Origin of the sequence: Pseudomonas sp. PvP001 (assembly GCF_040546375.1) — a bacterium.
GTDB lineage: Bacteria > Pseudomonadota > Gammaproteobacteria > Pseudomonadales > Pseudomonadaceae > Aquipseudomonas > Aquipseudomonas coleopterorum.
Genome location: NZ_JBEPNQ010000001.1, coordinates 455,145 through 480,472, shown reverse-complemented (window position 1 = coordinate 480,472; position 25,328 = coordinate 455,145). Strand labels below are relative to the sequence as shown.

Genomic DNA, 25,328 nt, shown 5'->3' with positions numbered 1-25,328 from the left:
CGAGGGCATGTGGAACGCTCAGATCGGTTGCAGGCCAAGCGCCGCGCGGAAGCGGTTCTTGATGTAGTGGCCATCACGTGGGGGCAGGACCCTTGGCGGATTTTCCGCCTTGATCTTCACCGTTGCCAGTTTCACGCCTTCGCGTGTGCCCAGGCGCTCGCGCAGGTCGTGTATGCCGGCGATCTCGCGGATCTCCGTGGTCCAGGCGAAGCCGCAGCTTTGGGCTACCTGATCGAGTTTGAGGCCAAATCCGGCATGACTGACCTGCATTCCGGTTTCGCCGAAGTGGCCGTTGTCCAGTACCACAACGGTCAAGTTGGCCGGCCTTTGCAGGGCAACGGTAGCCAACGCCCCCAGGCCCATCAGCAATTCGCCGTCACCCGTAACGACCACCACCGACTTTTCCGGTTGAGCCTTGGCAAGCCCAAGGCCCACGGTGATCGCACTGCCCATGGCGGCCCATAGATAATAGTTGCCGTGGTCGTCACCTGCGGCCATGACATCGTAGGACGCCGAGCCCAGCCCGGTCACCACCAACAAGTCCTGACGATCGGCAAGAAGTGTGCGCACCACCTCACGGCGGCACAGCGTATGAGTGGCGCTTACTTGATCCATTTTTTCTCTCCAATCAGACGCTGGCCCAGCAGCAGCGCAGTGGCGGCATCGCCGTTGAATGCCATAGTGGCAGCACCGTGAAGCAGCGGTGCGACGTCTTCGGCGACATCGGCGCGCCAGGTCATGACGTTCATCAATCGCAGTGAGGCCTCTGTAGCCTGTCCCATGGGGTTCTGCCACGCGTTGAACTCGGCCCAGTCACCGCGCAGGGTCACCACCATCAGCAGTGGAAACCCCGCGCAATTCTGCAGCGCCAAGGTGTTGATGCAGTTTCCGACACCGCTGGACTGCATCAACAATGCCCCTCGTTCGCCGCCCAGCCAGGCCCCGGCAAGGTAGCCAATACCTTCCTCCTCGGTCGTCAACACCACCGCATTGATATCGGGATCGGCATAGGACATGCGGATCGCCGCCGAGTGACCGGCATCCGGAACGAACACGACGTGCTTGACGTCATGAGCTTTGAGGATGCGAAAGACGTCTTCCTGCCAGCCATTTTCAGCTTCTTTCGATGACATGATTGTCTCCATTGCTGCTTTTGTTTTTATGGATCATGGCGCCACCCACGAGGCATGACGACTACCGTTTTTCTCTTTGAGATATGCCGCGGCGGCATAGCTCGCGATCAAGTCGATGCCTTGGCGGCCTGCGCCTTGCGCGAGTGCCTACCAGTGTTTTCCTCGATGTTGCCGTCGCCGCTGATGTACCCGTGACGACCCAGATGGGGCATCAGAAGCGAGGCGATGAATGTCACGCAGAGCACGGCCGCAACGTAGAAGAAAAAGTAGGTTTCCGCCCCCTCGGCGCGAAACGACAGCGCCACGTATTCCGCAGTGCCACCAAATGCAGCGTTGCCGATCGCATACGGGAAACCGACGCCGAGGGCGCGTACCGCTGGGGGAAACAGTTCGGCCTTGACGATGCCTGCGATGGGTGTGTAGAGCGAAGCGATGACCAGGCCGGCGAACACCAGAGCGAAGGCCACAATCGGATCGTGAGTCGAACGGATCGCCATGAGCAGTGGAATCACCAGCAGGATCCCGAGACCTGAAAACATCAGCATGTGCGCCTTGATACCGATGCGATCCGCCAGCAGACCGAACAGCGGTTGGCACAGCATGAAACCGATCAGTGCACAGGTCATGATGAAGCTGACTGTGGCTGCATCGAATCCCGCCGAGATGACGAGGAATTTCTGCATGTAGGTGGTGAAGGTGTAGAAATACAGTGATCCACCTATGGTGAACGCAATGACCAGCGCGACCGCGCGCTTGTGCTTGAGGAGACCCCGCAGTGAGCCTGCGCCCTTGCGATGCATGTCCTTGTGCGTAGCGGTTTCGTGCATCGAACGACGCAGGTAGACCACCACCACGGCGCTGGCGGCACCGATGAAGAAGGGAATGCGCCAGCCCCAGTCGCGCAGTTGCTCATCACTGAGCGTTTGCTGCAGGATCACCACGGTGAAGAGCGCCAGCAGCTGCCCGGCAATAATGGTGAAATACTGAAATGACCCATAGAAGCAGCGCCGCCCCGGCGTAGCGATTTCGCTGATGTAGGTCGCACCCGTGCCGTACTCGGCTCCCACCGACAACCCCTGGATCAGACGAGCCACCACTAGCATGACCGGTGCTGCAATGCCCGCTGTTTCATAAGTCGGCATCACGGCGATCAGCAAGGAGCCACCACACATCATGAAGACCGAAATGATCATCGAAACCTTGCGCCCTCGCGTATCGGCGACCCAGCCGAAAATCCAGCCGCCCAGTGGGCGCATGAAGAAGCCGACGGCAAAGACACCTGCTGTGGCCAGCAGCTGCGTGGTGGTATCGCCTTTGGGAAAGAACGACGCCGCGAAGTAAATGGCGGTATAGGCGTAGATAAAAAAGTCGTACCACTCCACGAGATTGCCCGAGCAGGCACCTACGATCGCCCTGATACGATTGGGCGGGCGGGTACTGTCGACAGCTTGTTCAATATGAAGCAATGGTTTGGGCATGATGCAGACCCTCTGATCTTATTGTTGTCATGGGGCCGCTACGGGGATGGCGACCTGCGGTTCAAACTACTCCAGGGCGGGCGATTCAATAAGGGCAGCAGGCTACTAACTGATATGCCTGAATTGTCTAGCTCGGGCATCGACTGCGGTCTAGACTGCCGCCTGTGTTCCTCTTTGCGTCACGGCCTGTCCATGGATGTCGTTCAGCTCAAGACCCTCATACACGTTGCCGAGCTGGGTAGCTTGAGCAAGGCAGCGGATCGACTGCACATCGCGCAACCGGCGCTCAGCCGACAGATTCGGTTGCTGGAAAAAGAACTCGGCGTTTATCTGTTCGAACGGCATGGGCGCGGCATGATCATCACTGCAGCAGGCAGTGAAGTGCTTCAGCACGCCACTCGGATCATGGCCGAGCTCGCCGCCATACGCACCTCGGTGGCAGGCGAGCACCTGTCATTCCGTGGGTCGGTGGCCATCGGTACCACTCCGACCATTGCCGAAATCGTGACCGTGCGCTTGGTCAAGCGAATACGCGAAGCCAACCCGGATCTATCGATTCGTTTCTCTTCCGCGTTCAGCGGCTATCTGATGGACTGGTTGCAGCGCGGTGAGCTGGAGCTGGCCATCTCCTACGACCTGGCGCCCTTGCATACCCTGCGGATCGTGCCGGTTATGATGGAAAATCTGGTGCTGGTAGGCCCGCCTGCTGCCGGATTGTCGATGCACACGCCGGTACGGTTTTCGACGCTGGCGCCTGAACAGATGATTTTGCCCAGCCCGCGCCACGGCCTGCGCAAGATCATGGATCAGTGCGCCGCAGAGGCCGGCTTCACGATCTGCGCCAGTGTAGAAGCAGATTCGCTGGGGGCGATGATCGAGCTGGTACGACACGGCTTCGGCTTCACCGCCTTGCCTCTGGCGTCGATCTACGGTCATTTGCAGAACGGTACGCTGTGCGCGGCACCTTTGGTGGACCCGACGCCGATGCGCAAGCTGGTGATGGTGTCGCCTGCCGATCGTCAGGTCAGTCCCGCAGCTCGACACGTGAGCGAAACCTTCGTCGAACTGGCCTCGCAGTTGGTCGCGCAGGGCATCTGGACCGGGCACATGCTCTAGTAGTGAGCTGTTCGAGCGCGGCCAGTGTGGGTCGTCGATGGTTTAAGTCCGGCACGCTGATTGCCGTTTGCCATGCCACCATGGAATGGTTCGTTGTGCTTATTTATCGCTTTTTCTATTCATGCGCACTGACCATGATTCGGCCATCGAACAACCATAATAAAGGAACACTCATGGTCGAATTAGCCCACTCCGCAGCTGCCGTTCGGTCGGCCAGGTCGAAGTATCGTTGGATAGTTCTGTCCGTCATCGTCGTGGTGTACATGCTGGCAGCCGCGGATCGTGCCAACATCGGCATTGCCTTGCCCTACATCCAGAAAGAGTTCGGCGCCAGTAATGCCCAGGCGGGCATGCTGGTCAGCGCCTTCTTCCTGTTCTATTCACTGGGGCAGATTCCAGCGGGCTTCATTATCAGTCGCCTGGGCGTTCGTCTCGTTGCGCCGGTGTCGATCACATTGACCTCCATCGTGACGCTGCTGATTGGAACCGCGCATAACTTCGGCATGATCAAGATCTATCGATCAGCCTTGGGTATCGCAGAGGCAGCGCTTCCGCTGTCGATGCTCAGCACCATCAACCGCTGGTTTCCGGCGGGTGAGAAAGGCCTGGCCACGGGCGCTTTCCTATCGGCCGCCAAAATGGGCGCCGTGATCGCTCCCCCTATCGGCGCTGCGATAATCATGCTCTACGACTGGCGCACCATGTTCATCGTGTTCGCCATTCCCGGCCTGCTGCTGGCATTGATCTGGTGGTGGACGGTGCCCAATGACCCGCGTGCCTGCAAACGGGTCAACGGCGCTGAAGCCGACCACATCGAGGATCAGACACCGGCCGAAAGTGGGCCCAAGCGCAGGCAGAGAGACTTCGGTGCGTTGGACAAGGTGCTGCGCTACCAGCGCGTGACACCGTTGGCTTCATCGAAATCGGTGTTCGCCTCATGGAACATCTGGGGTTGCGGCCTGGGCTACCTCCTGATGACCGGCGTGGTCAATGTGCTGCTGGCCTGGTTGCCCAAATACCTGAGCGAAGTGAAGCATTTCGAACTGATGCAGGTTGGCTTCATCGCCGCTTTGCCGTTCGCGGGTGGCGTGCTGGGCAACATCGTCGGCGGCTGGTTTTCCGATCGGATTCTGGACCGTCGTCGCAAACCGACCATGATGATCAGCGCGGTCGCCACGTGCGTGATGATGGTGGCGCTGGTCTACGCCCCCAATGGCCTGTTGGCGGTGAGCTTGCTTTTGTTCGGCACCGGTTTCCTGTTGAACATCGGCTACTCGTCTTTCTCGGTGTACTCCATGGGCCTTACCAGCCGCAGCACTTACCCGGTGGCCGCTTCGCTGGTCAACAGCGCCGGGCAGGCGGGCGGTGCGATAGCGCCCTTGGTGACCGGTTTTCTGCTGGACAGCTACAGCTGGACCGCCGTGTTCATCTTCCTTGGGGTGTGTTCGCTTGCCGCGCTGGCATTCGTGCTGACCATCGCGGAGCCGGCCGACACGGTCGAGCCTGCCGCGGGCTGAAGCGGGTGGGCGGGCTTTGCCTCTGATTCAGCGCTGCAATTGCCGAGTGAAGTCACACAACTCCACCGCCAGTGCCGCCACCTCGGTCATGAACGCAGAAGGACGATCATTGCGATACATGGCCATGTACGGCACGGGTGGCAGCTCAGGGTTGGTACGGATGATGGTCAATTTGCCATCATCCACCAGCGGTCGAAAGCATTCCAGTGGCAGATAGGTCACCCCGAGCCCCGCTGCGGTCAGGCCGAGCATGGCCGTAAGGCTGTCTGACGAAAGTGTCTTGGGCAGATCGATACCCAAGGTGCGAAGCCATTTGTTCACGAACAAGCCCGATCCTGATTTCTTGCCTTGGACCAGCATGGGGTATTTGGCCAGTTCGGCCAGGTCAAGCACCCCTTCGTGGGCAATCAGGCCCGGCGCGGCCATCCATGCATTCTCGACATTACCCAGCGCGATGGAGCTTACCTCCGGCGCCGTGAAGGTGTCGGGGATGATGATCAAATCGATCATGTCGTCCATGAGTCTTTCATGGAGGTTGCGGCTCATGTCGACTTCCGGTTCGATGGTGAGGCCGGGGAAATCCTCCACCAATCGGGTGATCAGTCGCGGCAGCCAGGTCCACGCCGTCAGTTCTGTGACACCCAGCCTCAGCCGTCGATTGACCACTTGCGTGCCATCCTTGAGCGAGTCGATACGTTCGGCGAGGTTGAGCATTTCTCGCGCTATCACCAGCAGTTCCTCGCCAGCGCTGGTCAACCTGGCGCCGCGTTGCGAGCGGTCGAACAGCTGCATACCGGTCGAAGCCTCAAGCTCCTGAACACGTTTGGAGATGGCCGATTGAGTGGTGCTCAGATGGTCAGCAGCGCGCTCGAACGTACCCAGACGCTCGATCCAGTGCAAGGCAAGCAATTGACGCAATGTGATCATGATCATTCCCAAATAGAATGTTTGTGCATTGCATAATATCGCTTTTTCTATTCGCCGACAGGTTTATGCTCATTGCATCTGCCATCGGAGAAAGGTCTATGACCGCAGTGCTCGCTACATCCGAACGTGACGAACTGGTCACCTTGTTTGCTCGAACCTCGACCTCGATCATCAGTGACTGTCTGGATCGCCTGCCCGGCGCAGCGTTGAGGCCCTTCCACAGGATCGAAGGCACCATGGCCGGCATTGCGCTGACCGTGAAAGTCGCTCAAGGCGATAACCGTGCGATTCATCAGGCACTGGAGTTGCTCGAACCGGGCCACGTGCTGGTGGTCGATGGCGGTGGCGACATCAGCCGCGCCTTGATGGGCGATATCATGGCTGCGATTGCCGAAAAACGAGGTGCTGCCGGGGTGGTGGTCGACGGTGCGATCCGTGACCTGGCAACCTTGGGCAAAGGTTCATTTCCCATGTTCGCGCGAGCCGGTATCCACTTGGGCCCGTACAAGAACGGACCGGGTGACATAAACGTTCCGGTCAGCATCGACGGGATGATCGTATCGCCAGGTGACTTCGTGGTGGGTGATCACGACGGTATCGTCGCTTTCGCCCCTTCACGCGCTGCAGCGCTGTTGCGCGACTGCCATGCGACTGAACAGAAAGAGGCTGAAATGCTGGCGCAGATCGCTGCAGGAACCTACAAAGGCGCCTACGCCGCTCACTGAATCGGGATGATGAAGACATGAGAATTGGAATAATCGGTGCGGGCGAAGTCGGGCTGACCTATGCGCGTCCCTGGGCTGCGGCCGGACATGAAGTGGTCCTGTGCGACTTGAAGCCATCGACTGCCGCAACAGCGTTTGCAGAACAGTCAGGCCAGGACATCCGCGCATCGGTGGCGGAGCTCGCGCCGGACTGCGATGTCGTGGTGTCGTGTGTGTTCGGCACCGTTTCGCTGGTCGTGGCCGAGCAGGCCCTTGAGCACATGGCCAGGGAGGCGCTCTACGTGGACATGACCACCGCCGATCCAGCCCTGATCAGAACCGCGGCCCACTCTGCAGCTCAGCGTGGAATCGGTTACGTTGATGTGGCGATCCTTGGGGCCATCGCCCTGACACACGCAAAGACCAATCTGCTGGGTGCGGGTACGGGTATCGATCGGGCGCTGACGTTGTTCTCCGCCATCGACGCACCGCTCAAACCAGTCGAGGAGGGCGCGGCCGGCGATGCTGCGGCGCTGAAGATCCTCCGAAGCGTGTTCACCAAGGGTCTGGAAGCCTTGACCATCGAATGCTTCATGGCAGCGGAGAAACAGGGTGTCAGCGAGAAGTTGCACGATGCATTGAGCGATATCGACCAGGCAAGCCTGCGTGATTTCCTCGGCGCCTTGATCCGCACCCACGTACTGCATGCACCGCGGCGCTTGAAGGAGGTTGAGGAAGCGGAGCGGCAACTGCTGGCCGCAGGCATGCCAGTCGCTGTGTTGCCGGGCGTGAAGACGCTGTTCAAACGTACCGCTGACCAGATCGCCGTGCAGCCGATCGACAGCGCTTCCCCTACCTTGCCGCAGGCCTTCGAGTGGCTGTTCAAGGTCAACGACGTAACCAGGTAGCAACGACGGGGTCGCACGCGGCTTGTGCAGGCGGTACAGGTGTTTGCACAGATCCATGGGTATCATGCCCCCTCACTGACGAGGGTATCCATGTTCGACTGGGAAGATCTGAGGCACTTTGCGGCCTTTGTGCGAGCCGGCTCGCTGGCGTCGGCGGCCAAGGCGCTCGCGGTGGACCATGCCACCGTGGCCCGGCGTATTGCTTCACTGGAAACTGCGCTCAACCTCAAGCTGGTCGATCGTCGCTCTCGCGCCTACGTACTGACGCACCAGGGGCTGCGGATTGCCGAGTTCGCCGAGCAGATGAGCGCCTCTTCGTTCGCCCTGGAGCATTACGCCGGTGCCGACCAGCCGGACGTGCAGGGCGAAGTGGTGCTGTCGGCGCCGCCGGTGTTGCTGGGTAGCCTGATCGCGCCCCATGCCGGTGCCTTGCTGGCGCAGCACCCGGCGCTGTCGCTGCGTTTGGTGGGCACCAAGTCGCGGACCTCGCTGGCGCGCCGGGAGGCGGACGTGGCGGTCAGCCTGGCGCGGCCGCTGGAGTCGACTTTGGTGGCCAGTCTGCTCGGGCATCTGGACTATGCGCTGTACGCCAGCCCTGCTTACCTGGCGCAGGCAGCGAAGCCGCGCTTCATCGGCTACGACGCTTCGCAAGCCAAATCCATCCAGCATCGCTGGCTGGTGGAGCAGGCCAAGGGGGGCGAGTTCGTGCTGTGCAGCAATGACCTGCGCGTGCAGGCACTGGCGGCCGCCGGCGCGGCGGGTATCGTCTGCCTGCCGGCGTTCATCGCTGCCGAACATGCCCTGCAACGGGTCGATCCGGAGGCGGACACCTTGAACATCGAAGTCTGGATGGCGTTCCATGAAGACGTGCGCGCTACGCCACGCATCCAAGCGGTCAGCGAATTCGTGCGCACCTGCATGGCCGTCCTGCCGCGCTTGTGAATTTCTGCATAGCTCAGGTGCGATGCCTGGGGGTTATGTCGGTGGGCGGTGGGCGCTAAGGTAACGGGCATCGGATCGGCATGTCGCGCGGTCCACCGCAGGAGCCACTCCATGAAATACGTCAAGCTGGGCAACACCGGCCTGGATATCTCCCGCCTGTGCCTGGGCTGCATGACCTTCGGCGAACCCGATGCCGGTACCCACCCCTGGACCCTGGGCGAAGACGCCAGCCGCCCGATCATCAAGCATGCGGTGGAGCAGGGCATCAACTTCTTCGACACGGCCAACAGCTATTCGGCCGGCACGTCCGAAGTCATCGTCGGCAAGCTGCTCAAGGAATTCACCCGTCGCGAAGAAACCGTGATCGCCACCAAGGTGTTCTTCCCGGCCAACATGTGGGAGGGCTCGAACAAGCCGAACGAGCAGGGCCTGTCGCGCAAGGCGATCATGGCCAGCATCGATGCCAGCCTGCAGCGCCTGGGCACCGACTACGTCGACCTGTACCAGATCCACCGCTGGGACTACCACACGCCGATCGAAGAGACGATGGAAGCGCTGCATGACGTGGTCAAGGCCGGCAAGGCGCGCTACATAGGCGCTTCGTCGATGTACGCCTGGCAGTTCGCCAAGGCCCAGCAGGTCGCGGCCAGTCATGGCTGGAGCCGCTTCGTCTCGATGCAGAACTACCTCAACCTGATCTACCGCGAAGAAGAACGCGAGATGATTCCGCTGTGCCTGGACCAGGGCGTGGGCCTGATGCCCTGGAGCCCGATGGCGCGCGGCAGGCTGACCCGCCCGCACGGCGTGCAGACCGAACGCACCCGTACCGACATTTCCGGGCAGTCGTTCTATGCCGCCACCGAGGCCGAGGATGGCAAGGTCATCGACGTGGTCGAGCAGATTGCCCAGGAACGTGGCGTGCCCATGGCCCAGGTAGCGCTGGCCTGGGTGTTGAACAAGCCCGGCGTGTCGGCGCCGATCGTCGGTGCCTCCAAGGCCGCGCAGTTGGATGACGCCCTGGCTGCGCTGCAGCTGTCGTTGACCGAAGAAGAAACGACGCGCCTGGAAAAGCCCTATGTACCGCACGCGGTGACCGGTTTTTCCTGAGCCCCAGAGGCACAGGTGGGTCGCCGCAGACCCGTGCGGATGCTATGGTTGCTGCGCGATCCACTGCCTGAGTTGAACATGACCGAGCCATTTCCCTTTTCCCGAGAGGGCATGAGCGAGCAAGTACGCTGCCACGACTGGGCAGCGACCCCACTGGGACCGATCCACAGTTGGCCTGCAGCCCTGCGCATCGCCGTCGACATGTTGCTGGCGTCACGCTTTCCCGGCTGTCTGGCCTGGGGTCCCGAACGCATCATGCTGTACAACGATGCGTTCGCGCCCTTGCTGACGGGCAAGCCGCCAGCGCTCGGGGTACCGATACACATCGTCTGGAGCGAGGTGTGGGACGAGATCAAGCCGATCATGGACCGTGCCTTTGAAGGCGAAGCGACCTTCATCGAAAACTTTCCCCTGGTCATCCATCGCAACGGCAGGGCCGAGCAGGCGTACTTCACGTTCTGCTACAGCCCGGTGCGCGACGAGCACGGCACTATCGTCGGTATGCTCGATACGGTCATCGAAACCACGGCGACCCTGCAGGCCAGGGAAAAGGCCGAGCAGGCCGCCGAGGATTTCGAACGCGAAGCCATGGCGCGCACGGCCGAGCGCAACCGATTCTGGGACCTGTCCTCCGACATCATGCTGGTGACCAGCCGCAAGCTGGAGGTCAGGGCCATCAACCCTGCCTGGTCGCGGGTACTGGGCTGGAAGGCCGAAGAGCTGCTGGGCCGGCATGCGGTCGACCTGATCCACCCCGACGATCACGATGCCGTCGCCGTTGCGATGGTGCCGCTGTACCGCGGCGAACGCCTGCATGACATGACCTGCCGACTGCGGCACCGCGATGGCAGCTATCGCTGGATCGCCTGGGCCGCCGTGCCCACGGACAACGCGTTCCACTCCGTGGGCCGCGACGTCACCGAAGAGCGCGAGCGCGCGCTGATGCTGCAGCAGGTCGAAGAGCAACTGCGCCACAGCCTCAAGATGGAAGCGGTCGGGCAGTTGACCGGCGGCCTGGCCCACGACTTCAACAACCTGCTGACCGGCATCAGTGCCAGCCTGGAGCTGCTTCGCCAGCGTGTCGAACAGGGCCGCACCACCGAGCTCAAGCGGTACATCGACGCTGCGCTGGGTGCATCGGCTCGGGCCGCGACGCTGACCCACCGACTGCTGGCCTTCTCCCGGCGTCAGACCCTGGCACCGCGTGCGGTCGAGCCGCCGGTGCTGATCGCCGACCTCGAAGACCTGATCCGCCAGACCCTGGGCCCGAGCATCGAATTCAGCGCCCAGAGCGATGACGATGTGTGGTGGGTGCGCGTGGATGCCAACCAGCTGGAAAGCGCGTTGCTCAATCTGTGCATCAACGCCCGCGACGCGATGCCGGACGGCGGCAGCCTGTGGTTGCGTGCACGCAACCACCACCAGTTTGCCCGGGCGCGCACCGAGAACGACCTGCAACCGGGTCAGTACGTGTGCCTGAGCGTGACCGACAGCGGCACTGGCATGGACCCGCAGACCGTGGCACGGGTCTTCGATCCGTTCTTCACCACCAAGCCGCTGGGGCAGGGCACGGGGCTGGGCCTGTCGATGGTCTACGGATTCGTGCGCCAGTCCGGTGGGCAGATCCGCATCGATTCCACGCCCGGGCAGGGCACGGCGATGCACCTGTTCCTGCCGCGGCACGAAGGCGAAGTGGTCGCGCCATTGCCGCTGCCCAGCGGTTCACCGATGGACACCGATGCCACGGGTGAAACCATCGTGCTGATCGACGACGAGGGCACGCTCCGGCAGATGGTTGGCGAAGCGTTGCGGGAAAAAGGTTATCGCGTGCTGGAGGCGGCGAATGGCGTTGAAGGTCTATCGCTGGTGCAGGGCGGGGTGAAGGCGGACCTGCTGATCACCGACATCGGCCTGCCCGGTGGGCTCGACGGCCGCCAGGTGGCGGACGCCGCCTGGTCGCTCGAACCCTATCTGAAAGTCCTGTTCATCACCGGTTACGCGGATCAGAAGGTGGACTCCGAGAGCTTGTCCACCGCCGCTTCCCAGGTGCTGACCAAGCCCTTCACCCTGGATCACCTGACCTCCACCGTGCGCTCGATGCTGGCCTGGCGCATCTAGACAGGACTAGCTGGCGCCGGTGCCTGCATCCGCTTCACGGTGCTTTTCGATGGTGCGCGTGCGCTTTTCCAGCACCAGGTACACCACGCAGGCAATCGCCAGGGGCAACAGGAAATACAGCGCACGGTAGGCGATCAATGCCGCCAGCAGCGCACCCTTGGAGTACTGGCCCTGCAACAAGGTGATGAAGATGGTTTCCAGCACACCCAAGCCCGCTGGAATGTGCGTGATGACCCCGGCGATGCTGCTGATCAGCAGGATCGCCAGAATGGTCGGATAGCCCACTTTATCCGGCAGCAACGACCACACCAGCAGACCCATCAAGCTCCAGTTCAACGCACCCAGGCAGGCCTGGGTCAGCGCCATTTTGAACGAAGGCAGAAGGATCTCCTGCTTGCGAATGGTCCAGGTGCGCTTCTTCGAGAAGCGGCAAGCCGCCAGGTACGCCAGCCCCAGCAGGATGATCACCACACCGATGATCTGCAGCCCGGTGCTGCCGATCTTGAAGCCCTCGGGAAGCGCCGGTAGGCCCATGGCGAACAGCGTCCCCGCCACGAACAGGTAGCCCAGCCAGTTGGTGATCAGGCACAGGCTCACGATCTTGGTAATGGCCGTGGCATCCAGGCCCAGCTTGGAGTACAGCCGGTAACGCAAGGCGATCCCACCCACCCACGAGCCCAGGTTGAGATTGAACGCGTAGCAGACAAATGCCAGTGGCAGCACCTGCCGATTGGGCACGTCGTGGCCGATGTAACGCTTGGCCAGCACGTCATAGCTGGCGAACGTCAGGTAGCTTGCCGCGACGATACCGGCGCCGATCAGCAAGGTGCTCAGCTTGTAGGAGCTCAGCGCATGCTTGACCTCCTGCCAGTCGAGGTTCTTCACCAGCATGAACACCAGTACCGGAACCAGGATGAAGCACAACACGGTCATGCCGCGCTTGGCCCACACCCACTTGCTGGATTTCGGCGAAGCCTTCGGCGCGCTCGGCGATGAGGTCGTCATACCGTCTCCTTGCGAGCCAGTGCCGGGGCCTGGCAATGCTGCGGTTCGACATCGATCAGCGGCACCAGCTTGGGCGAGTGCGCGGGGATGAAACCTACCATCGCCGGGAAATGCCGCAGGAAGTGGAAGGTGAGGAAGATGATCGGCGCCCGCCACCAGTAGCCGCGCAGCACGCGTTGCAGGCTGATCGACTTGCAGGTGCTGCGCGCCAGTTCCTCCAGGTGATCGTGCAGGCGTTCGTTGAAGCGGCGGTCCTTGATGATCAGGTTACCCTCAAGGTTCAGCGACAGACTCAGCGGATCGAGGTTGCTGGAGCCCACCGTCGACCATTCCCGGTCGATCACCGCGACCTTGCCATGCAATGGCCGCTGGCAGTATTCACGGATGACCACGCCGTCACGCAGCAGGTAGTTGTAGAGCAGTCGCGAGCACAACCGCACCAGTGGCATGTCCGGCATGCCCTGCAGAATCAGCGTCACGTCCACGCCGCGGCGGGCCGCGTTGCGCAGCTCGCGCAGGAAGCGGTAGCCGGGGAAGAAATAGGCGTTGGCGATGATAATCCGTTCGCGTGCGCCCCGAATGGCCTTGAGATACTGCTCTTCGATATCGGTGGTGTGCTGATCGTTGTCGCGGATACTCAGCATCAGCCGCGCACTGGCGCTGTCGGCGTCCGGCGACGGACTGCGCGAGCGCCATGGTGCGCGGCTGCGCACGACCTTGCTGGTGCGGTCGAGCAGGGCCAGAGTGGCACGGTGCAGATCCGCCACGATGGGGCCACGCACGCGCACCGCGTAATCCTGCTTGGCCATCGGCTCGCCGGAGTCGGCCAGGTGGTCGGAGCTGTAGTTGATGCCGCCGACGAAGCCGATTTCGCCGTCGATCACGGCGATCTTGCGGTGCAGGCGACGGAACAGGTTGGTCCGCACGCCCATCACCCGCGGCTGCGGATCGAAGGCCAGCAACTGCACACCGGCGTCGGCCAATTCGCGCAGGAACTGGGTGCTCAGCTCGGCCGTGCCATAGCCGTCCACCAGCACTTCCACGCGCACGCCGCGTTGCGCCGCTTCGATCAGCACCCGTTGCAGATTCTTGCCCACTTCGTCCTCGTAGAGGATGAAGGTTTCGATCAACACTTCTTCACGGGCCTGGCCAATGGCCTCGAAGACCGCCGGAAAGAACTCCTCGCCATTGATCAGCAGCTGGATTTCGTTGTTGTCACGCCATTGCTCGCTCATAGGCGAACCTCCACTGCGAGGGGCACATGATCGGAAAGATGGGACCAGGGTTTGCGCGACAGCACCTTGGGCATGTGGGCCGTCGCATTGCGAATGTAGATACGGTCGAGCCTGAGCAGCGGCAGCCGCGCCGGGAACGTCTTGGCCGCGCTGCCGAAGGCTTCGACGAACACTTCGGTCATGTGGCAGCCGGCCAGGGCTTCGTCGGCGCGCACGCGCCAGTCGTTGAAATCGCCAGCGACGATGACGGCTGCGGTGGGGTCGAGGCTGTCGAGCAAGCGGCACAGCAATGTCAGCTGCTGCTGGCGCTGGCTCTCACGCAGCCCCAGGTGCACGCAGATGGTGTGCACTTCGCCGTGCCCGGGCACGTCGAGAACCGAATGCAGCAGACCACGTTCCTCGGTTCCAGTGACGCTGACGTCGAGGTTCTCGTGGCGCACGATGGGGAATTTCGACAGCAGCGCATTGCCGTGATCGCCATCGGGGTAGACCGCATTGCGGCCGTAGGCGTACACCGGCCACATGCTGTCGGCCAGGAACTCGTATTGGGGAACGTCCGACCAGTTGTCGTAGCGCTGGCCATGGGAGCGATGCATCCCGAGCACTTCCTGCAGGAACACGACATCGGCGCCCAACGTCCGCACGGCCTCGCGCAACTCGGGCAGCACGAAGCGCCGGTTCAGCGGGCTGAAGCCCTTGTGGGTATTCACCGTCAGAATATGCAGGGAGGTTACCGCCACAGCGTCCTGGGGTAACGGCTGAGGATTGGGGGTGGTCATTCTGAAGCTCCTGAGGGGACGACAGGGGCACTTTGGCCCATATGGTCCGACTCGGAAGCGATTGTGAAGGTTCAACGGTGCCCTTATCGTCCCTGGCGATAAAGGCACACCAGATGTTTCCCGCTGCCGCGGCTATCTGAGCAGATTGCCCTTGGACGTTTCCCGCAAGGTCAGAATGGCCAGCAGCGCACACACCGCCGCGCCCGCCATGAAGTAGCCCGGTACCAGCAGATTGCCGGTCCGGGTGATGATCGAGGTCACCACATAGGGTGTGATCCCGCCTCCCAGGATCGCACCCAGGTTGATGCTGATCGCCATCGCCGTATAGCGCACGCGAGTCGGAAATTGCTCGGCGTAGGTGGGGTAGCCGACCGATTGCACGATCGGCATGGGCAGGGTGGCGACAAACATCGCCAGCGCCGCGATCCACAGGCTGCCGCTGTCCATCAGCATCATCATCGGCACCACCAGCACGGCATAGCCGACGAAGCCGATGGCCAAGGCCTTGCGCCGACCGATACGGTCCGACAGGCCGCCCCAGAACGGCATCATCGCCGCCATGCACAGGCTGATCACTGCAATCACCCAGTAGACCTTGGACTTGTCGAAATGCAGGTAGGTGGTCAGGTAGATGTTCATGAACACCATGCCGATGAAATAGCCGGCATTCTGTGCAGACGCGAACACGATGACCCGCAACAGCGCAGGCAGGTTCTTGCCGAACACTTCCCTGACCGGCGCAACCGGAGGCTTGTCCTTGGCCAGGAAGGCCTTGAACTCCGGCGTTTCTTCGACGTTATGGCGCATATGGAACGAGAAGATCACCAGCGGGATGGACAGAAAGAACGGAATGCGCCAGCCCCAGGCCTGCAACTGCTCGGCGCTGAGCAGCCCGGTGGTGATACCGCAGACAATCGCCCCCAGCGCCCCGCCGACGGCGACCCCCAGCGGGGTGAACGCGCCGAAGAAACCACGCCGGCCGTTGGGCGAAGACTCCGCCACGAACGCCGCAGCGCCCACCACTTCGCCGCCGGCGAAGAAACCTTGGGACAAGCGCAACAGCACCAGCAACACAGGGGCGGCGAGGCCGATCTGCGCGGTGGTGGGCAGCACCCCAATCAGCGCCGTAGCGGTCCCCATGCCGATCACGGTACTGAGCAGCACCCGACGTCGTCCGATACGGTCGGCCAGACGACCCAGCAGTACCCCACCGATCGGGCGTATGACGAAAGCGATGCCGAACACCGCCAGGGTGGCGAGCAGGGCCGCCGCCGGATTGTCACCGGGAAAGAACAGGGGCGCGATGATGGTTGCCATATAGCCGTAGATGCTGAACTCGTAATATTCCACCGCAGTGCCAGTCGCCGAAGCCATGGCTGCACGCCTGGCAATCACGGCTGAATGCCCTGAGCCCTGGGTGACGCTTGTCTCGACGTCAGTGCGCCGCATTGGGCTACTTTCAGAAAGAACACCGGACATGAATACCTCCCGCTTTGGCTCCGAGGCCAGGAAATTGGATGGCAGAAAGTGCTGCCTGAAAAGGCGTAACAAAAACCGGCAGTGCACCGTCCATCCGCGCACTGCGTGCGGATGCCCTGATGCCTTTGTTCGAAGCGCAACGTCCTTACTGCGAAGCCACTGCGGCGGCTGCAAGGGGAGGTTGGCAATTGAATCGAGGAAGAGGAGGAGGCCTGGGTGCGCCGTCGCTCTGCTGGCGACGGTCGCTTGCGTAACCGGTTACTTGGCGAACAGCTGGCTCATGTCCTTGAACGCCTTGAACTCCAGTGCGTTGCCGCACGGGTCGAAGAGGAACATGGTGGCCTGTTCACCCACCTGGCCCTGGAAACGAATATAGGGTTCTATCACGAACTGGGTACCGCGTGCCTTCAGGCGTTCGGCCAATGCCTCCCACTGCGCCCACTCCAGAATGATTCCGAAGTGCGGGACCGGTACATCGTGACCGTCCACGGGATTGCTGTGCACGCTTTCCTGGGAAGCCGTCTTGGGGTGCTCGTGAATAACCAGTTGATGGCCGTAGAAATCGAAGTCGACCCACTGCGCACTCGAGCGGCCTTCGGAGAGCCCGAACACTTCACCGTAGAAATGACGTGTGGCCGCCAGGTCGTAGACAGGTATAGCGAGATGAAAAGGAGAAAGGCTCACGGTGGTTTCCTATGGCTTCGTTTTGATCTGAAGCCATTCTTGTCCGTGAATGCGTGAGATAAAAGCGTAAATCCTGTGTTCTGAGCACGAAATATTTCGATTGATTCTGCATTCGATCAGGGTTTTGCACCTTGATTGTTCATGCTGCCCCACAACGGTTCAATTCTCGGCTGGAAACCCTGCATCGTCACCCCACATCGCCGGCCTCCAGAACGCAGCTTCTGAAGATGTTGAAAAGTGCCGAGTGCTTTTGCCGGTATTTCGACACCAATACGATCTCGCGGAAAAACGTCAGCTCCTGCAGCTCCAGCACCCTTACGTCCGCCGAATGCTCCAGCCACAGACCCGCCTTGGGCACCAACGAGACACCCAGCCCACTGCGGACCATTTTGACAATGGCGTCCAGCTCGTCCAGCTCCAGTGCCTGCCGCACATGGAGCTTCTGTTCCTTGAGAAACTGGGTGACCAGGCGCCCTCCAAACGAGCCGCGGTCATACCGGACAAAAGGCTGTTGCGCCAGGATCGCCAGCGGGTCGTCGCCTGGGACGTTCTTCGCCGCGATCAGGACGAAGGCCTCGCGCGCGATGACTTCGGCATGCAGGTCCTTGGGCAGCGCAAACGGCGGCTTGATCATGATGGCCAGGTCCAACTCGCCTGCGTCCACCTGGCTGAGCAGGTTCAACGACACACCCGGCACCAGGTGGGTTTCGATGAAAGGCGCTTGCTTTCTCAAGGCCACCAACGCCTGCGGCAGGATCCCGGTCTGCACCGTGCCGATGGCGCCAATGCGCAGCGAGCCGTGGAAATCATTGCCACTGTCCGCCGCGCCCATGCGCTCGAAAAGCCGCAGAATTTCTTCAGCCAGCGGAATGGCCCGCTGCCCGGCAGCATTGATGGTCGCCGCACGCCCGGTCCGATCGAACAGCCTGACACCCAGGGTCTGCTCAAGACTCTTGATCTGCGCGCTGACCGCCGACTGCGTCAGCCCCACCTGCTGCCCGGCCGCCGCGAAGGTGCCCCGTTGCGCGACGCAGATGAATGTCTTGAGTTCTCGGATCATGGGGTGCCTTGGAGAGTTGTGGGCTGTTCGTGCAGAGGGAAGCCATTGTCGCCTAATGAACAAGCAAAGCGTATTTCTGAACGCCCGAGGCTGTTTGGGTCCGTTATATTGTGTCTGGTTGCTCGCCGTGTACTGGCGTGCGTAGTGATCGCCAGCGGCATCCCCATTATCGGCTGACACAGCCAACGGCTCAGGAGCTAAGTCCAATGGTCAACGTCTCGCAGGCACCGCTGATTCTCATCACGGGAGGCAGTCGTGGGGTCGGTGCGGCAACCGCCCGGCTGGCCGCGGCCAGAGGTTATGACGTGGTTATCAGCTACGTGGCCAACGAGTCCGCAGCGCTGGCCGTGGCGGCGGATGTGGAAGCATTGGGGCGCAAGGCGCTGGCAATCCGGGCCGACAGTGCGGACCTCGAAGAGGTGGCCGAGTTGTTCGCCGCCATCGATCGCACATTCGGACGCATCGACGTACTGGTCAATAACGCGGGCGTGCTGGCGCCTCAGTCACGCCTGGAGGACCTGGGTTACGAGCGGATGCAGCGCATCTTTGCCGTCAATACCATCGGGCCAATACTCTGTGCCCAGCAGGCAGTGAAGCGCATGTCCACCCGCCACAACGGTCCGGGTGGCGTGGTGATCAACGTCTCTTCGGCCTCGGCTCGCCTTGGCAGCCCGAACGAGTACGTCGACTACGCAGCGTCGAAGGGTGCCCTGGAGACCTTCACCATCGGCTTTGCAAAGGAGGTGGCCCGCGAAGGCATACGCGTCAACTGCATTCGCCCCGGACATATCTACACCGAAATGCACGCCAGTGGCGGTGAGCCGGGACGGGTCGATCGTGTCAAGGACTCGATCCCCATGGGGCGGGGCGGTCAGCCGGAGGAAGTGGCACGCGCGATTCTGTGGCTGGCCAGCGAGGAGGCATCGTTCGTTACCGGTACATTCCTCGACGTCACGGGCGGTAAGTGAGTCAGGGGTATGGATTCTGGGGAACAGCAGGCTGCCTCGCCTTGCGGCTCAAACCCGGTGTCTTGCCCGTGATGCGCTTGAATGCACGGCTGAAGGCGGCCTGTGAGGTATAGCCCAAACGCTGCGCCACTTCTTCGATCGGCAGCCGCTCAAGTGTCAGCCACTGGGTCGCAAGCCGCATTCGCAGTTCGGTGACATAGCGCAGCGGGGACATGCCGATCGTCACTTGAAAGCGGTCTGCGAACACCGAGCGTGAGGTATGGCAGTGCTCAGCCAGTTGCGCAACCGTCCAGTCGCGGCCGGGTTGTTGATGCAGTGCAAGCAGAGCGCCGGCCAGGCGTGGATCGCGCAAGGCAGCGACGAGGCCGGAAGCGTTCCCGCAGGCGCACTCCACCCAGCCGCGAACGATCATGGCGGCCACCACATCGGCCAGCCGCGCAAGAATACCGGCGAAGCCAACACGTGCAGCGCTGACCTCGCGCTCCATGGTGGTCAGGATAGGCACCAGCCCGGGGTAGCGCTGGCCACCGGCATCGATCAGCATCAGTCCCGGCATCAGTTGGCCGAGGCCATGGATACTGCCCAGCTCGAACTCCATACACCCACTGAACAGAAGGGTACTGGGCATGGGGCTGGCATCGGTTCCGATATCCACGGCGCTGACGGTATCCCCGAGGGCGGCTCCATTTAAACGGTCAATGTCCTGAACCGGCACGTCGGGGTGGGAAAGCAGTTCATGGGCCGCGCCATGGGAGATGAACACAGCGTTGCCGGCAGACAGCTCATAGGTGGTGCCATCCTCCATATGCAGCACTGCAGTCCCGACGGCCAGGAAGTGGAACCAGGCGTGCCCTGGTTTTGCCGCGAAACCCAGACCGAAGCGTGGACCTGCGTTGATACGCCGGTAGTCGACGCCCCGCAGACGCATGCCCTGCAACAACTCGTTGATGAGATCCGAGGACAGAGCGAACTGTTCTACCGACATGGTTCAGGTGCTTTGGTCAAAAATGAGGGGTTTTGGATCATAGATCATCCAGCTTCCGGCGCCTAGACTGCGGCTCGCAATGAAAATTGGGAGATCCGAGTAATGACCGACTGTGTATGCAACGCCCCATCCGACCCTCATGCTGGCGACAGCGCGAATGAGGCGCCCGCGACCCCTGCGTGGATGGCCGTCTTCTCACTGGCAATGGGCGTCTTCGGATTACTGACCGCAGAGTATCTTCCGGCCAGTCTACTAACGCTGATGGCGACTGACCTGGGCGTCTCCGAAGCGCTGGCTGGTCAGGCGGTAACCGTGACCGCCGTGGTGGCGCTGTTCGCCGGTTTACTGGTGCCTGGCCTGACCCGCAGCATTGACCGACGTTGGGTGTTGCTGGGTTTCTCCACGCTGATGGTCGCCTCCAATCTGCTGGTCGCCGTGTCCTCCAGCTTCACCGTGCTGCTGCTGATGCGCATCCTGCTGGGTATCGCCCTTGGCGGATTCTGGAGCATGGCGGCGGCGGTAGCGATGCGCCTGGTGCCGAGCGCGTTGTTGCCCCGGGCGCTGTCGATCATTTTCAGCGGCATCGCCATCGGCACGGTCGTTGCCGTGCCGATGGGCAGCTATCTGGGCGGTTTGTATGGCTGGCGCAGCGCGTTCTTTGCCGCGGCGGCGGTTGGCATGGTGACCCTGGCGTTCCAGTCGTTCACCTTGCCCCGGCTTGCGCCACGCCGACCGGCACGCCTGCGTACCGTACTCGAGGTGCTGCTGCGTCCGGGCATCGCCATGGGAATGTTCGGTTGCGTGCTGGTGCACAGCGGCCACTTCGCGATGTTCACCTATGTTCGGCCGTTCCTTGAAGGAACCACTGGCATCGGTGCGCAAGGGCTGTCGCTGATGCTGCTGGGTTTTGGTGTAGCGAACTTCGCCGGCACACTGGTGGCCGGGAAACTACTGGAGCGCCATCCGCTGGCCACGCTCGTGTTGATGCCCGCGCTGGTCGGTGTCGCAGCACTGGGGCTGGTGCTGTTGCCGGCCTCGGTGCCGGGGCAGGCAGTACTGGTGGCGATCTGGGGGATGGCCTTCGGCGGCGTGCCGGTGGCGTGGTCGAACTGGGTGGCCAACGCGGTGCCTGACCAGGCGGAAAGCGCCGGTGGCATGGTGGTGGCATCGGTGCAGTCGGCCATCGCCACTGGCGCCGCTGCCGGGGGAGCGATGTTCAGCCTTGGTGGCAGCGCGGGTGTGTTCGTTGCGGCGGCTGTGCTGATGCTGCTGGCGGCGTTGTTGATTGCGGTAAGGGTGCGGGTTTCTTCTGGTCGTGGGGTTGGTGAGCCTGAGCCGGCGGTGCATCTGTGATTCTGATCAGTCGTTCGGCGAGCGCTTGCACCGCCGTGAGGATCAGCGCCTGGTAGCGCAGGCGCGCTTGATCGCCGAACTGCGTCTGGGAGAGCCTGAGAATGTCGACAATGTCGGCGCGCGCCGGGTTGGAAACCCGATACTGCAGCATGCTTGGTACCTGAAGCGACTTATGGAATTTTGATACCCAACGCATTCAGCGATGGTGTATCCATTTGGCCGTTTATTGTCAGCCCACTGTCCATCTGAAACGCCATCAATGCACCACGTGTCGCTTTACCCATCACCCCATCAATGGGGCCTTGGTAATACTGACGCACCATGAGCGCGGTCTGCACACGGGTGACCAGGTTGCTTTTCTGCTCATTGGTCGCACGGCTCTTTGAAGTGCTCGAAGTTGCTCCGTTGGTCGTGTCAGATGACTGGTAGAGGGTATTGCGGCTTGGGGTGCTGCTTGAAGCACTCGGCGCACTGTAGCTTCGGGTGCTGGTATCAGGCGGGCTGTAATAGCGAGGTGCGCTATAGCCACCCGAGCCGCTGTAGTGAGAGCTGTGCGAACTATGAGACCGGTGAGAGCTGTGCGAGCGATGTGCCGCATAGATGTTGACGGCGTCTGGCGCATTGAGCGTATCGGCGAATACCGGGGGCTGTAGCTTGTCGTTGGGTTGCCAGTTCGCATCGGCGAGCGACAGATGGCCCGCCTGGGCAAGGGTGGTACCTGCCATCGGCAGCAGGCTTATCCCACTGATCAGGACTTTCCAGCGGTCGAGCAATTTCACTGTGCACTCCTTGCATAGGCGCTGAAGGCCTCGGTCGATAGTCGTTGTACGCCGCGGCTTTGCCAACGGTCGGTGTGGGATTTGAAGAAACCAGAGCAATGTTTGAGGGCAGCGCATTGCTGGCAGGTATCGATGAACAAGTTCTTCCAATCCGAGATACTTTGGCGGGCGAAACGCGAGAGATGGGCCGGTATCAGGCATAAGGGCAAGTTGTAGATTGAAACCGGTACTCCTCGGTTGAACAGGAAATACACGGCCTGGCTCAACGGTTCTTGATAGTCTAGCGGGTCAATCCACAATTCTTCGTAGTTCTTCCTGGCCAGGCCGGTACTCTCGATCCCCATCAGCGCAACGTGTCGCACGAAGGGCAGGTTTCTGAACACGTAGTGGGCGAGCTCTGGCAAGCGTGGCGTGGTCAGGCGATTGAGCACCACGCGTATCTCTATGATCTGGTTGGCGCGCGCCAGATTGTAAAGACCTTGCAGGGTTTCGCTGAACGCGCCTGGTGCCTGCACCACATGGTCATGGTCTTCAGCATTGTCGGCATACAGCGGGATGCCCCAACTCAGCTGAGGGTGTCCTATGGCAGAGAGCGCCGCGATCCAGCTCGGATCTTGGAACAGACGCCCGTTGCTGAGCACGTGAATGGATTTCTGCGGCAGAACGGCTTTGCATTTGGCAAGAATTTCGAGCAGGCCGTCGCGATAAAGCGTTGGTTCTCCGCCGCTGATTCCCAGATTTTCCTCGACTCGGTCCATCAGGTCGATCAGCCGTAGGTTCTCCTCGATATGCCAGCGGTCATCGATATCTTTGGGCGGCTGCGAACACATCAAACAGAGGCTGTTGCAACGATCGGTCATGAACAGCAGGTTGCTGTCCGAGCCTCGTCGATAGAGCACTCGCACCAATGGGTTACCGGGTGTGATAGCAATGACATCGCCGGGCTGCACGACATCCGCATCTTTGGGCGTGTGCAGGTGTGGCCGCGCGCTGTCGAAGTCGCCGAGCAATGGCTCCGGGATCAGGAAACCACCCACTGGTAATGAGAGCAGATGCGGGCTCCGTAGCCGCTCTTCGTTTGGCAGCCAAAGCAGCAGGTCACAGAACTCAGCGCTTCCCGCACAAACCGCCAGGCCTTGTTCGATGAACTCATCCAGAGTAATAACCTTGAGCAGCTTCGGCTCATTCAGGTTATGGATTTCGAAGTGGGTCTCTTTGCGCAGCATCGCCATCAGCCCCCGTAACCGGGGAACTGGACATCGTTGTAGGAGCGCCTGTTCAACCAGGACAGCAGTACTCTCTGTACGTTGTCGTCGCCATCGCAAAGCAGGCCGAAGAGATGCTTCAGCAGCCCCATGTTCTTCTTGCAGAAGCTGCTGAACACTCGGTGCCCGATCGGGTCAGCTTGACGGGCATAGTGTTCGATGGGGTCAGCACCGCAGTACGGGACAAGTGCGCAATCGGAGCAGCCCGGCAGCGCCTCTGCTACGCCACTGGCGAGCAACGCATTCATAACGGGCGATGCGAGTAATTCGGACAAAGGTTGCTGGACGGTGCCGAGCCTCAATCCGTCTTCACCCATCTCCAGCAACATTCGGGCTTCGTCCGAGGGATAGACGTAACCGTCATAGTTGTAGACCAGCGCCGCAGTACCTGCGCCAGCAGGGGAACGCAGGTCTACATAGCCGGAGGAGAAGGGTGTCAGGATATTCTTCAGCAACAGGCTCGCATAACTCTCCGAGAGGTATACACCCTGCTGGTTGATATCCAACAAATAGGCCAGTGCCTTCTTGTAGAAAGCCAGGTATCGCTCAATAGGGTAATCAAGTCGATGAGCACTTTTGGTGGCAAACCCATAAGGGCTAAGAGGCCGAAGCGAGATGCTGGAGAAGCCCTGGCTTACATACTCATCGATGATCGCTTCAGGGTGTTCGAGGCTTCTTGAGGTCAGCGTGGTCAGCGCGGAAACTGCATCATGGCCAAGGCGCTCACGGACCCACTGGATGCCTTTCACAGTGCGTTCGTAGGAGTTTCGTGACGGTGTAGGGCGGTTGGCATTATGCAAGGGCGCCGGCCCATCCAGCGAGGTCGAAAATTGGATGCGATTTTGCTCTGCGAAGTCGAGTATCTCTTCTGTCAGGTGGTGCAGTGTGGTGGTGATAACGAACTGGATGTCCCGTTGTTCGACCACGTTCCGTTCAACAATCCATTCGACAATCTGGCGGACGCGCTGGAAGGCCAGAAGCGGCTCGCCACCCTGAAACTCCACAGTCAAGGCGGGAGCGTTCGATTCGAACAGGCGATCGACCGCCGCCTGTGCGTCCGCTTCCGACAGATCGTGGCCGGAACCTCCCAGAGGGGCCCGCGACACCTGGCAGTACTGGCAGGTGTGGTTGCAGCGCAATGTAACTACGAACAAGTGCAGTGCAGGACCTTGGAAGAGGAAGTCCTTGCGGCTGCGATACTGCGCAGCCATTTCCGGGAAAGGGTCGTGGCGGCTTGGTTCGTAGATGAAGTGGCGGGCCAGCAGGTCCTTGTAAAAAGGCGTACTTGCTCGAACGTTGAAGTAACTGAGGGCTCGTAATTGCGCGTCGTTCACGTGCATGTACTCACCGGTATCGGAGGTGAGCAGGATGTCACGGTCATGTCCCGTGTTCATGCGCATGAATCGAAAAGGCAGCAAGCGGTAATGCTTGGCGTCTGTCGCAATCAGAGTCACTGCGAAACCCCACATCCAGCGAGCGCGGCTCGGGCCAGGACTTCGCGCAACCCTGCTGTTTCGCGGTTGATATGGGCGCGTAGGGCGAAGTCGTTCAGATGCTGGAGGATCAGTGAGTGAGCCTGCTCCGGGGAAAGCGTTAGCTTTGCTTCAGCGGGGTAGGCCGTGAGGCTTATCTGATTGGTTTCAATACCGACCTGGATCGCGACAGTGTCGGCCAAGGAATAAGCGGCGCGTTGCACCACGCTGAGCGGGTAGGCTGCGCTGTCGAGTTTCAGCGTGACTGGCCATGTCATCGGAACCGGTCCTTCAAATCCGTTGAGAACATATGG

General features: G+C 61.2%; 24 protein-coding genes and 1 pseudogene. 9 read left to right on the top strand and 16 right to left on the bottom strand.

Annotated features, from left to right (window positions below; translation table 11 throughout):
* Positions 1 to 18 precede the first annotated feature (18 nt).
* The 3 genes from ABMD26_RS02100 to ABMD26_RS02090 form a co-directional block, all read right to left on the bottom strand.
* Positions 19 to 615, bottom strand: coding sequence for a thiamine pyrophosphate-dependent enzyme (locus tag ABMD26_RS02100; RefSeq protein ID WP_354307391.1), 597 nt, complete (start codon positions 613 to 615; stop codon positions 19 to 21).
* Positions 603 to 1,133, bottom strand: coding sequence for a thiamine pyrophosphate-binding protein (locus ABMD26_RS02095; protein WP_082223613.1), 531 nt, complete (start codon positions 1,131 to 1,133; stop codon positions 603 to 605). The genes ABMD26_RS02100 and ABMD26_RS02095 overlap by 13 nt, the downstream gene beginning before the upstream one ends.
* A 107-nt stretch (positions 1,134 to 1,240) precedes the next feature.
* Entirely contained in the window at positions 1,241 to 2,611 is a 1,371-nt protein-coding gene (locus ABMD26_RS02090; protein ID WP_354307389.1) for an MFS family transporter, read from the bottom strand.
* Between the two features lie 192 nt (positions 2,612 to 2,803).
* Between ABMD26_RS02090 and ABMD26_RS02085 the strand changes: the two genes are divergently transcribed.
* The gene (locus ABMD26_RS02085; RefSeq protein ID WP_049860066.1) at positions 2,804 to 3,727 is read left to right on the top strand and encodes a LysR family transcriptional regulator; all 924 of its coding nucleotides are present in this window, start codon (positions 2,804 to 2,806) and stop codon (positions 3,725 to 3,727) included.
* A 173-nt stretch (positions 3,728 to 3,900) separates the two neighbouring features.
* Positions 3,901 to 5,244, top strand: a complete 1,344-nt coding sequence (locus tag ABMD26_RS02080; RefSeq protein ID WP_134722666.1) for an MFS transporter — start codon at positions 3,901 to 3,903, stop codon at positions 5,242 to 5,244.
* Positions 5,245 to 5,271: 27 nt separating this feature from the next.
* On the opposite strand, the gene ABMD26_RS02075 is transcribed toward ABMD26_RS02080, so the two are convergent.
* The gene (locus ABMD26_RS02075; protein ID WP_134722667.1) at positions 5,272 to 6,171 is read right to left on the bottom strand and encodes a LysR family transcriptional regulator; all 900 of its coding nucleotides are present in this window, start codon (positions 6,169 to 6,171) and stop codon (positions 5,272 to 5,274) included.
* Between the two features lie 98 nt (positions 6,172 to 6,269).
* On the opposite strand from ABMD26_RS02075, the gene ABMD26_RS02070 reads away from it, so the two are divergent.
* The 5 genes from ABMD26_RS02070 (at position 6,270) to ABMD26_RS02050 (ending at position 11,950) form a co-directional block, all read left to right on the top strand.
* Entirely contained in the window at positions 6,270 to 6,896 is a 627-nt protein-coding gene (locus tag ABMD26_RS02070; RefSeq protein ID WP_049860068.1) for an RraA family protein, read from the top strand.
* 17 nt (positions 6,897 to 6,913) lie between these two features.
* Positions 6,914 to 7,783: an NAD(P)-binding domain-containing protein gene (locus ABMD26_RS02065; RefSeq protein WP_354307386.1), complete on the top strand. Its 870-nt coding sequence runs from the start codon at positions 6,914 to 6,916 to the stop codon at positions 7,781 to 7,783.
* Between the two features lie 90 nt (positions 7,784 to 7,873).
* The gene (locus ABMD26_RS02060; RefSeq protein WP_320497220.1) at positions 7,874 to 8,725 is read left to right on the top strand and encodes a LysR family transcriptional regulator; all 852 of its coding nucleotides are present in this window, start codon (positions 7,874 to 7,876) and stop codon (positions 8,723 to 8,725) included.
* Positions 8,726 to 8,836: 111 nt separating this feature from the next.
* Positions 8,837 to 9,832, top strand: coding sequence for an aldo/keto reductase (locus tag ABMD26_RS02055; protein WP_354307384.1), 996 nt, complete (start codon positions 8,837 to 8,839; stop codon positions 9,830 to 9,832).
* A gap of 78 nt (positions 9,833 to 9,910) precedes the next feature.
* On the top strand, positions 9,911 to 11,950 hold the full coding sequence (locus ABMD26_RS02050) for a hybrid sensor histidine kinase/response regulator (RefSeq protein WP_354307382.1): 2,040 nt from the start codon (positions 9,911 to 9,913) through the stop codon (positions 11,948 to 11,950).
* A 6-nt stretch (positions 11,951 to 11,956) separates the two neighbouring features.
* Here ABMD26_RS02050 and ABMD26_RS02045 read toward each other — a convergent pair whose 3' ends face one another.
* The 6 genes from ABMD26_RS02045 to ABMD26_RS02020 all read right to left on the bottom strand — a co-directional run bounded on the left by ABMD26_RS02045 (position 11,957) and on the right by ABMD26_RS02020 (position 18,192).
* Positions 11,957 to 12,955 (bottom strand): lysylphosphatidylglycerol synthase domain-containing protein, encoded by a 999-nt coding sequence (locus tag ABMD26_RS02045; RefSeq protein ID WP_090357776.1) that lies wholly within the window; start codon positions 12,953 to 12,955, stop codon positions 11,957 to 11,959.
* Positions 12,952 to 14,190: a cardiolipin synthase ClsB gene (gene clsB / locus ABMD26_RS02040; RefSeq protein ID WP_354307379.1), complete on the bottom strand. Its 1,239-nt coding sequence runs from the start codon at positions 14,188 to 14,190 to the stop codon at positions 12,952 to 12,954. The genes ABMD26_RS02045 and clsB overlap by 4 nt, the downstream gene beginning before the upstream one ends.
* Positions 14,187 to 14,969, bottom strand: a complete 783-nt coding sequence (locus ABMD26_RS02035; RefSeq protein ID WP_122742023.1) for an endonuclease/exonuclease/phosphatase family protein — start codon at positions 14,967 to 14,969, stop codon at positions 14,187 to 14,189. The genes clsB and ABMD26_RS02035 overlap by 4 nt, the downstream gene beginning before the upstream one ends.
* Before the next feature lie 132 nt (positions 14,970 to 15,101).
* Positions 15,102 to 16,343, bottom strand: a complete 1,242-nt coding sequence (locus tag ABMD26_RS02030; protein ID WP_237749255.1) for an MFS transporter — start codon at positions 16,341 to 16,343, stop codon at positions 15,102 to 15,104.
* 363 nt (positions 16,344 to 16,706) lie between these two features.
* Positions 16,707 to 17,132: a VOC family protein gene (locus ABMD26_RS02025; protein WP_043190159.1), complete on the bottom strand. Its 426-nt coding sequence runs from the start codon at positions 17,130 to 17,132 to the stop codon at positions 16,707 to 16,709.
* 187 nt (positions 17,133 to 17,319) lie between these two features.
* Positions 17,320 to 18,192 carry a LysR family transcriptional regulator gene (locus ABMD26_RS02020; protein WP_354307376.1) on the bottom strand — a complete coding sequence of 291 codons (873 nt, stop codon included), beginning with the start codon at positions 18,190 to 18,192 and terminating at the stop codon, positions 17,320 to 17,322.
* Between the two features lie 206 nt (positions 18,193 to 18,398).
* On the opposite strand from ABMD26_RS02020, the gene ABMD26_RS02015 reads away from it, so the two are divergent.
* On the top strand, positions 18,399 to 19,160 hold the full coding sequence (locus ABMD26_RS02015) for a glucose 1-dehydrogenase (protein WP_134722673.1): 762 nt from the start codon (positions 18,399 to 18,401) through the stop codon (positions 19,158 to 19,160).
* Position 19,161: 1 nt separating this feature from the next.
* On the opposite strand, the gene ABMD26_RS02010 is transcribed toward ABMD26_RS02015, so the two are convergent.
* Positions 19,162 to 20,145: an AraC family transcriptional regulator gene (locus tag ABMD26_RS02010; RefSeq protein WP_134722674.1), complete on the bottom strand. Its 984-nt coding sequence runs from the start codon at positions 20,143 to 20,145 to the stop codon at positions 19,162 to 19,164.
* Positions 20,146 to 20,247: 102 nt separating this feature from the next.
* On the opposite strand from ABMD26_RS02010, the gene ABMD26_RS02005 reads away from it, so the two are divergent.
* Complete coding sequence (locus tag ABMD26_RS02005) at positions 20,248 to 21,498, top strand: MFS transporter (RefSeq protein ID WP_354307373.1); 1,251 nt, start codon at positions 20,248 to 20,250, stop codon at positions 21,496 to 21,498.
* 16 nt (positions 21,499 to 21,514) lie between these two features.
* Here the strand turns inward: ABMD26_RS02005 and ABMD26_RS02000 are convergent.
* The 5 genes and pseudogenes from ABMD26_RS02000 to hxsD all read right to left on the bottom strand — a co-directional run.
* Positions 21,515 to 21,649: pseudogene (locus ABMD26_RS02000) on the bottom strand (type II toxin-antitoxin system RelE/ParE family toxin); the annotation flags it as partial.
* 19 nt (positions 21,650 to 21,668) lie between these two features.
* Positions 21,669 to 22,277 carry a His-Xaa-Ser repeat protein HxsA gene (hxsA, locus tag ABMD26_RS01995; RefSeq protein ID WP_354307371.1) on the bottom strand — a complete coding sequence of 203 codons (609 nt, stop codon included), beginning with the start codon at positions 22,275 to 22,277 and terminating at the stop codon, positions 21,669 to 21,671.
* Entirely contained in the window at positions 22,274 to 23,509 is a 1,236-nt protein-coding gene (gene hxsC / locus ABMD26_RS01990) for a His-Xaa-Ser system radical SAM maturase HxsC (RefSeq protein WP_354307369.1), read from the bottom strand. The genes hxsA and hxsC overlap by 4 nt, the downstream gene beginning before the upstream one ends.
* Entirely contained in the window at positions 23,509 to 24,996 is a 1,488-nt protein-coding gene (hxsB, locus tag ABMD26_RS01985; RefSeq protein WP_354307367.1) for a His-Xaa-Ser system radical SAM maturase HxsB, read from the bottom strand. The genes hxsC and hxsB overlap by 1 nt, the downstream gene beginning before the upstream one ends.
* Complete coding sequence (hxsD, locus tag ABMD26_RS01980) at positions 24,993 to 25,292, bottom strand: His-Xaa-Ser system protein HxsD (RefSeq protein ID WP_320522014.1); 300 nt, start codon at positions 25,290 to 25,292, stop codon at positions 24,993 to 24,995. Before hxsD ends, hxsB begins: the two co-directional genes overlap by 4 nt.
* Between the last annotated feature and the right edge of the window lie 36 nt (positions 25,293 to 25,328).

What these genes read in the sequence shown, in the direction of transcription:
- clsB (WP_354307379.1), bottom strand. Translation starts at nt 14,190, where the DNA reads ATGAGCGAGCAATGGCGTGACAACAACGAAATCCAGCTGCTGATCAAT.
- hxsC (WP_354307369.1), bottom strand. Translation starts at nt 23,509, where the DNA reads ATGGCGATGCTGCGCAAAGAGACCCACTTCGAAATCCATAACCTGAAT.
- ABMD26_RS02085 (WP_049860066.1), top strand. Translation starts at nt 2,804, where the DNA reads ATGGATGTCGTTCAGCTCAAGACCCTCATACACGTTGCCGAGCTGGGT.
- ABMD26_RS02035 (WP_122742023.1), bottom strand. Translation starts at nt 14,969, where the DNA reads ATGACCACCCCCAATCCTCAGCCGTTACCCCAGGACGCTGTGGCGGTA.
- ABMD26_RS02055 (WP_354307384.1), top strand. Translation starts at nt 8,837, where the DNA reads ATGAAATACGTCAAGCTGGGCAACACCGGCCTGGATATCTCCCGCCTG.
- ABMD26_RS02050 (WP_354307382.1), top strand. Translation starts at nt 9,911, where the DNA reads ATGACCGAGCCATTTCCCTTTTCCCGAGAGGGCATGAGCGAGCAAGTA.
- ABMD26_RS02095 (WP_082223613.1), bottom strand. Translation starts at nt 1,133, where the DNA reads ATGTCATCGAAAGAAGCTGAAAATGGCTGGCAGGAAGACGTCTTTCGC.
- ABMD26_RS02010 (WP_134722674.1), bottom strand. Translation starts at nt 20,145, where the DNA reads ATGTCGGTAGAACAGTTCGCTCTGTCCTCGGATCTCATCAACGAGTTG.
- ABMD26_RS02020 (WP_354307376.1), bottom strand. Translation starts at nt 18,192, where the DNA reads ATGATCCGAGAACTCAAGACATTCATCTGCGTCGCGCAACGGGGCACC.
- ABMD26_RS02080 (WP_134722666.1), top strand. Translation starts at nt 3,901, where the DNA reads ATGGTCGAATTAGCCCACTCCGCAGCTGCCGTTCGGTCGGCCAGGTCG.
- ABMD26_RS02060 (WP_320497220.1), top strand. Translation starts at nt 7,874, where the DNA reads ATGTTCGACTGGGAAGATCTGAGGCACTTTGCGGCCTTTGTGCGAGCC.
- ABMD26_RS02030 (WP_237749255.1), bottom strand. Translation starts at nt 16,343, where the DNA reads ATGGCTTCGGCGACTGGCACTGCGGTGGAATATTACGAGTTCAGCATC.
- ABMD26_RS02045 (WP_090357776.1), bottom strand. Translation starts at nt 12,955, where the DNA reads ATGACGACCTCATCGCCGAGCGCGCCGAAGGCTTCGCCGAAATCCAGC.
- ABMD26_RS02005 (WP_354307373.1), top strand. Translation starts at nt 20,248, where the DNA reads ATGACCGACTGTGTATGCAACGCCCCATCCGACCCTCATGCTGGCGAC.
- ABMD26_RS02015 (WP_134722673.1), top strand. Translation starts at nt 18,399, where the DNA reads ATGGTCAACGTCTCGCAGGCACCGCTGATTCTCATCACGGGAGGCAGT.
- ABMD26_RS02100 (WP_354307391.1), bottom strand. Translation starts at nt 615, where the DNA reads ATGGATCAAGTAAGCGCCACTCATACGCTGTGCCGCCGTGAGGTGGTG.
- ABMD26_RS02075 (WP_134722667.1), bottom strand. Translation starts at nt 6,171, where the DNA reads ATGATCACATTGCGTCAATTGCTTGCCTTGCACTGGATCGAGCGTCTG.
- ABMD26_RS02065 (WP_354307386.1), top strand. Translation starts at nt 6,914, where the DNA reads ATGAGAATTGGAATAATCGGTGCGGGCGAAGTCGGGCTGACCTATGCG.
- ABMD26_RS02090 (WP_354307389.1), bottom strand. Translation starts at nt 2,611, where the DNA reads ATGCCCAAACCATTGCTTCATATTGAACAAGCTGTCGACAGTACCCGC.
- hxsD (WP_320522014.1), bottom strand. Translation starts at nt 25,292, where the DNA reads ATGACATGGCCAGTCACGCTGAAACTCGACAGCGCAGCCTACCCGCTC.
- ABMD26_RS02070 (WP_049860068.1), top strand. Translation starts at nt 6,270, where the DNA reads ATGACCGCAGTGCTCGCTACATCCGAACGTGACGAACTGGTCACCTTG.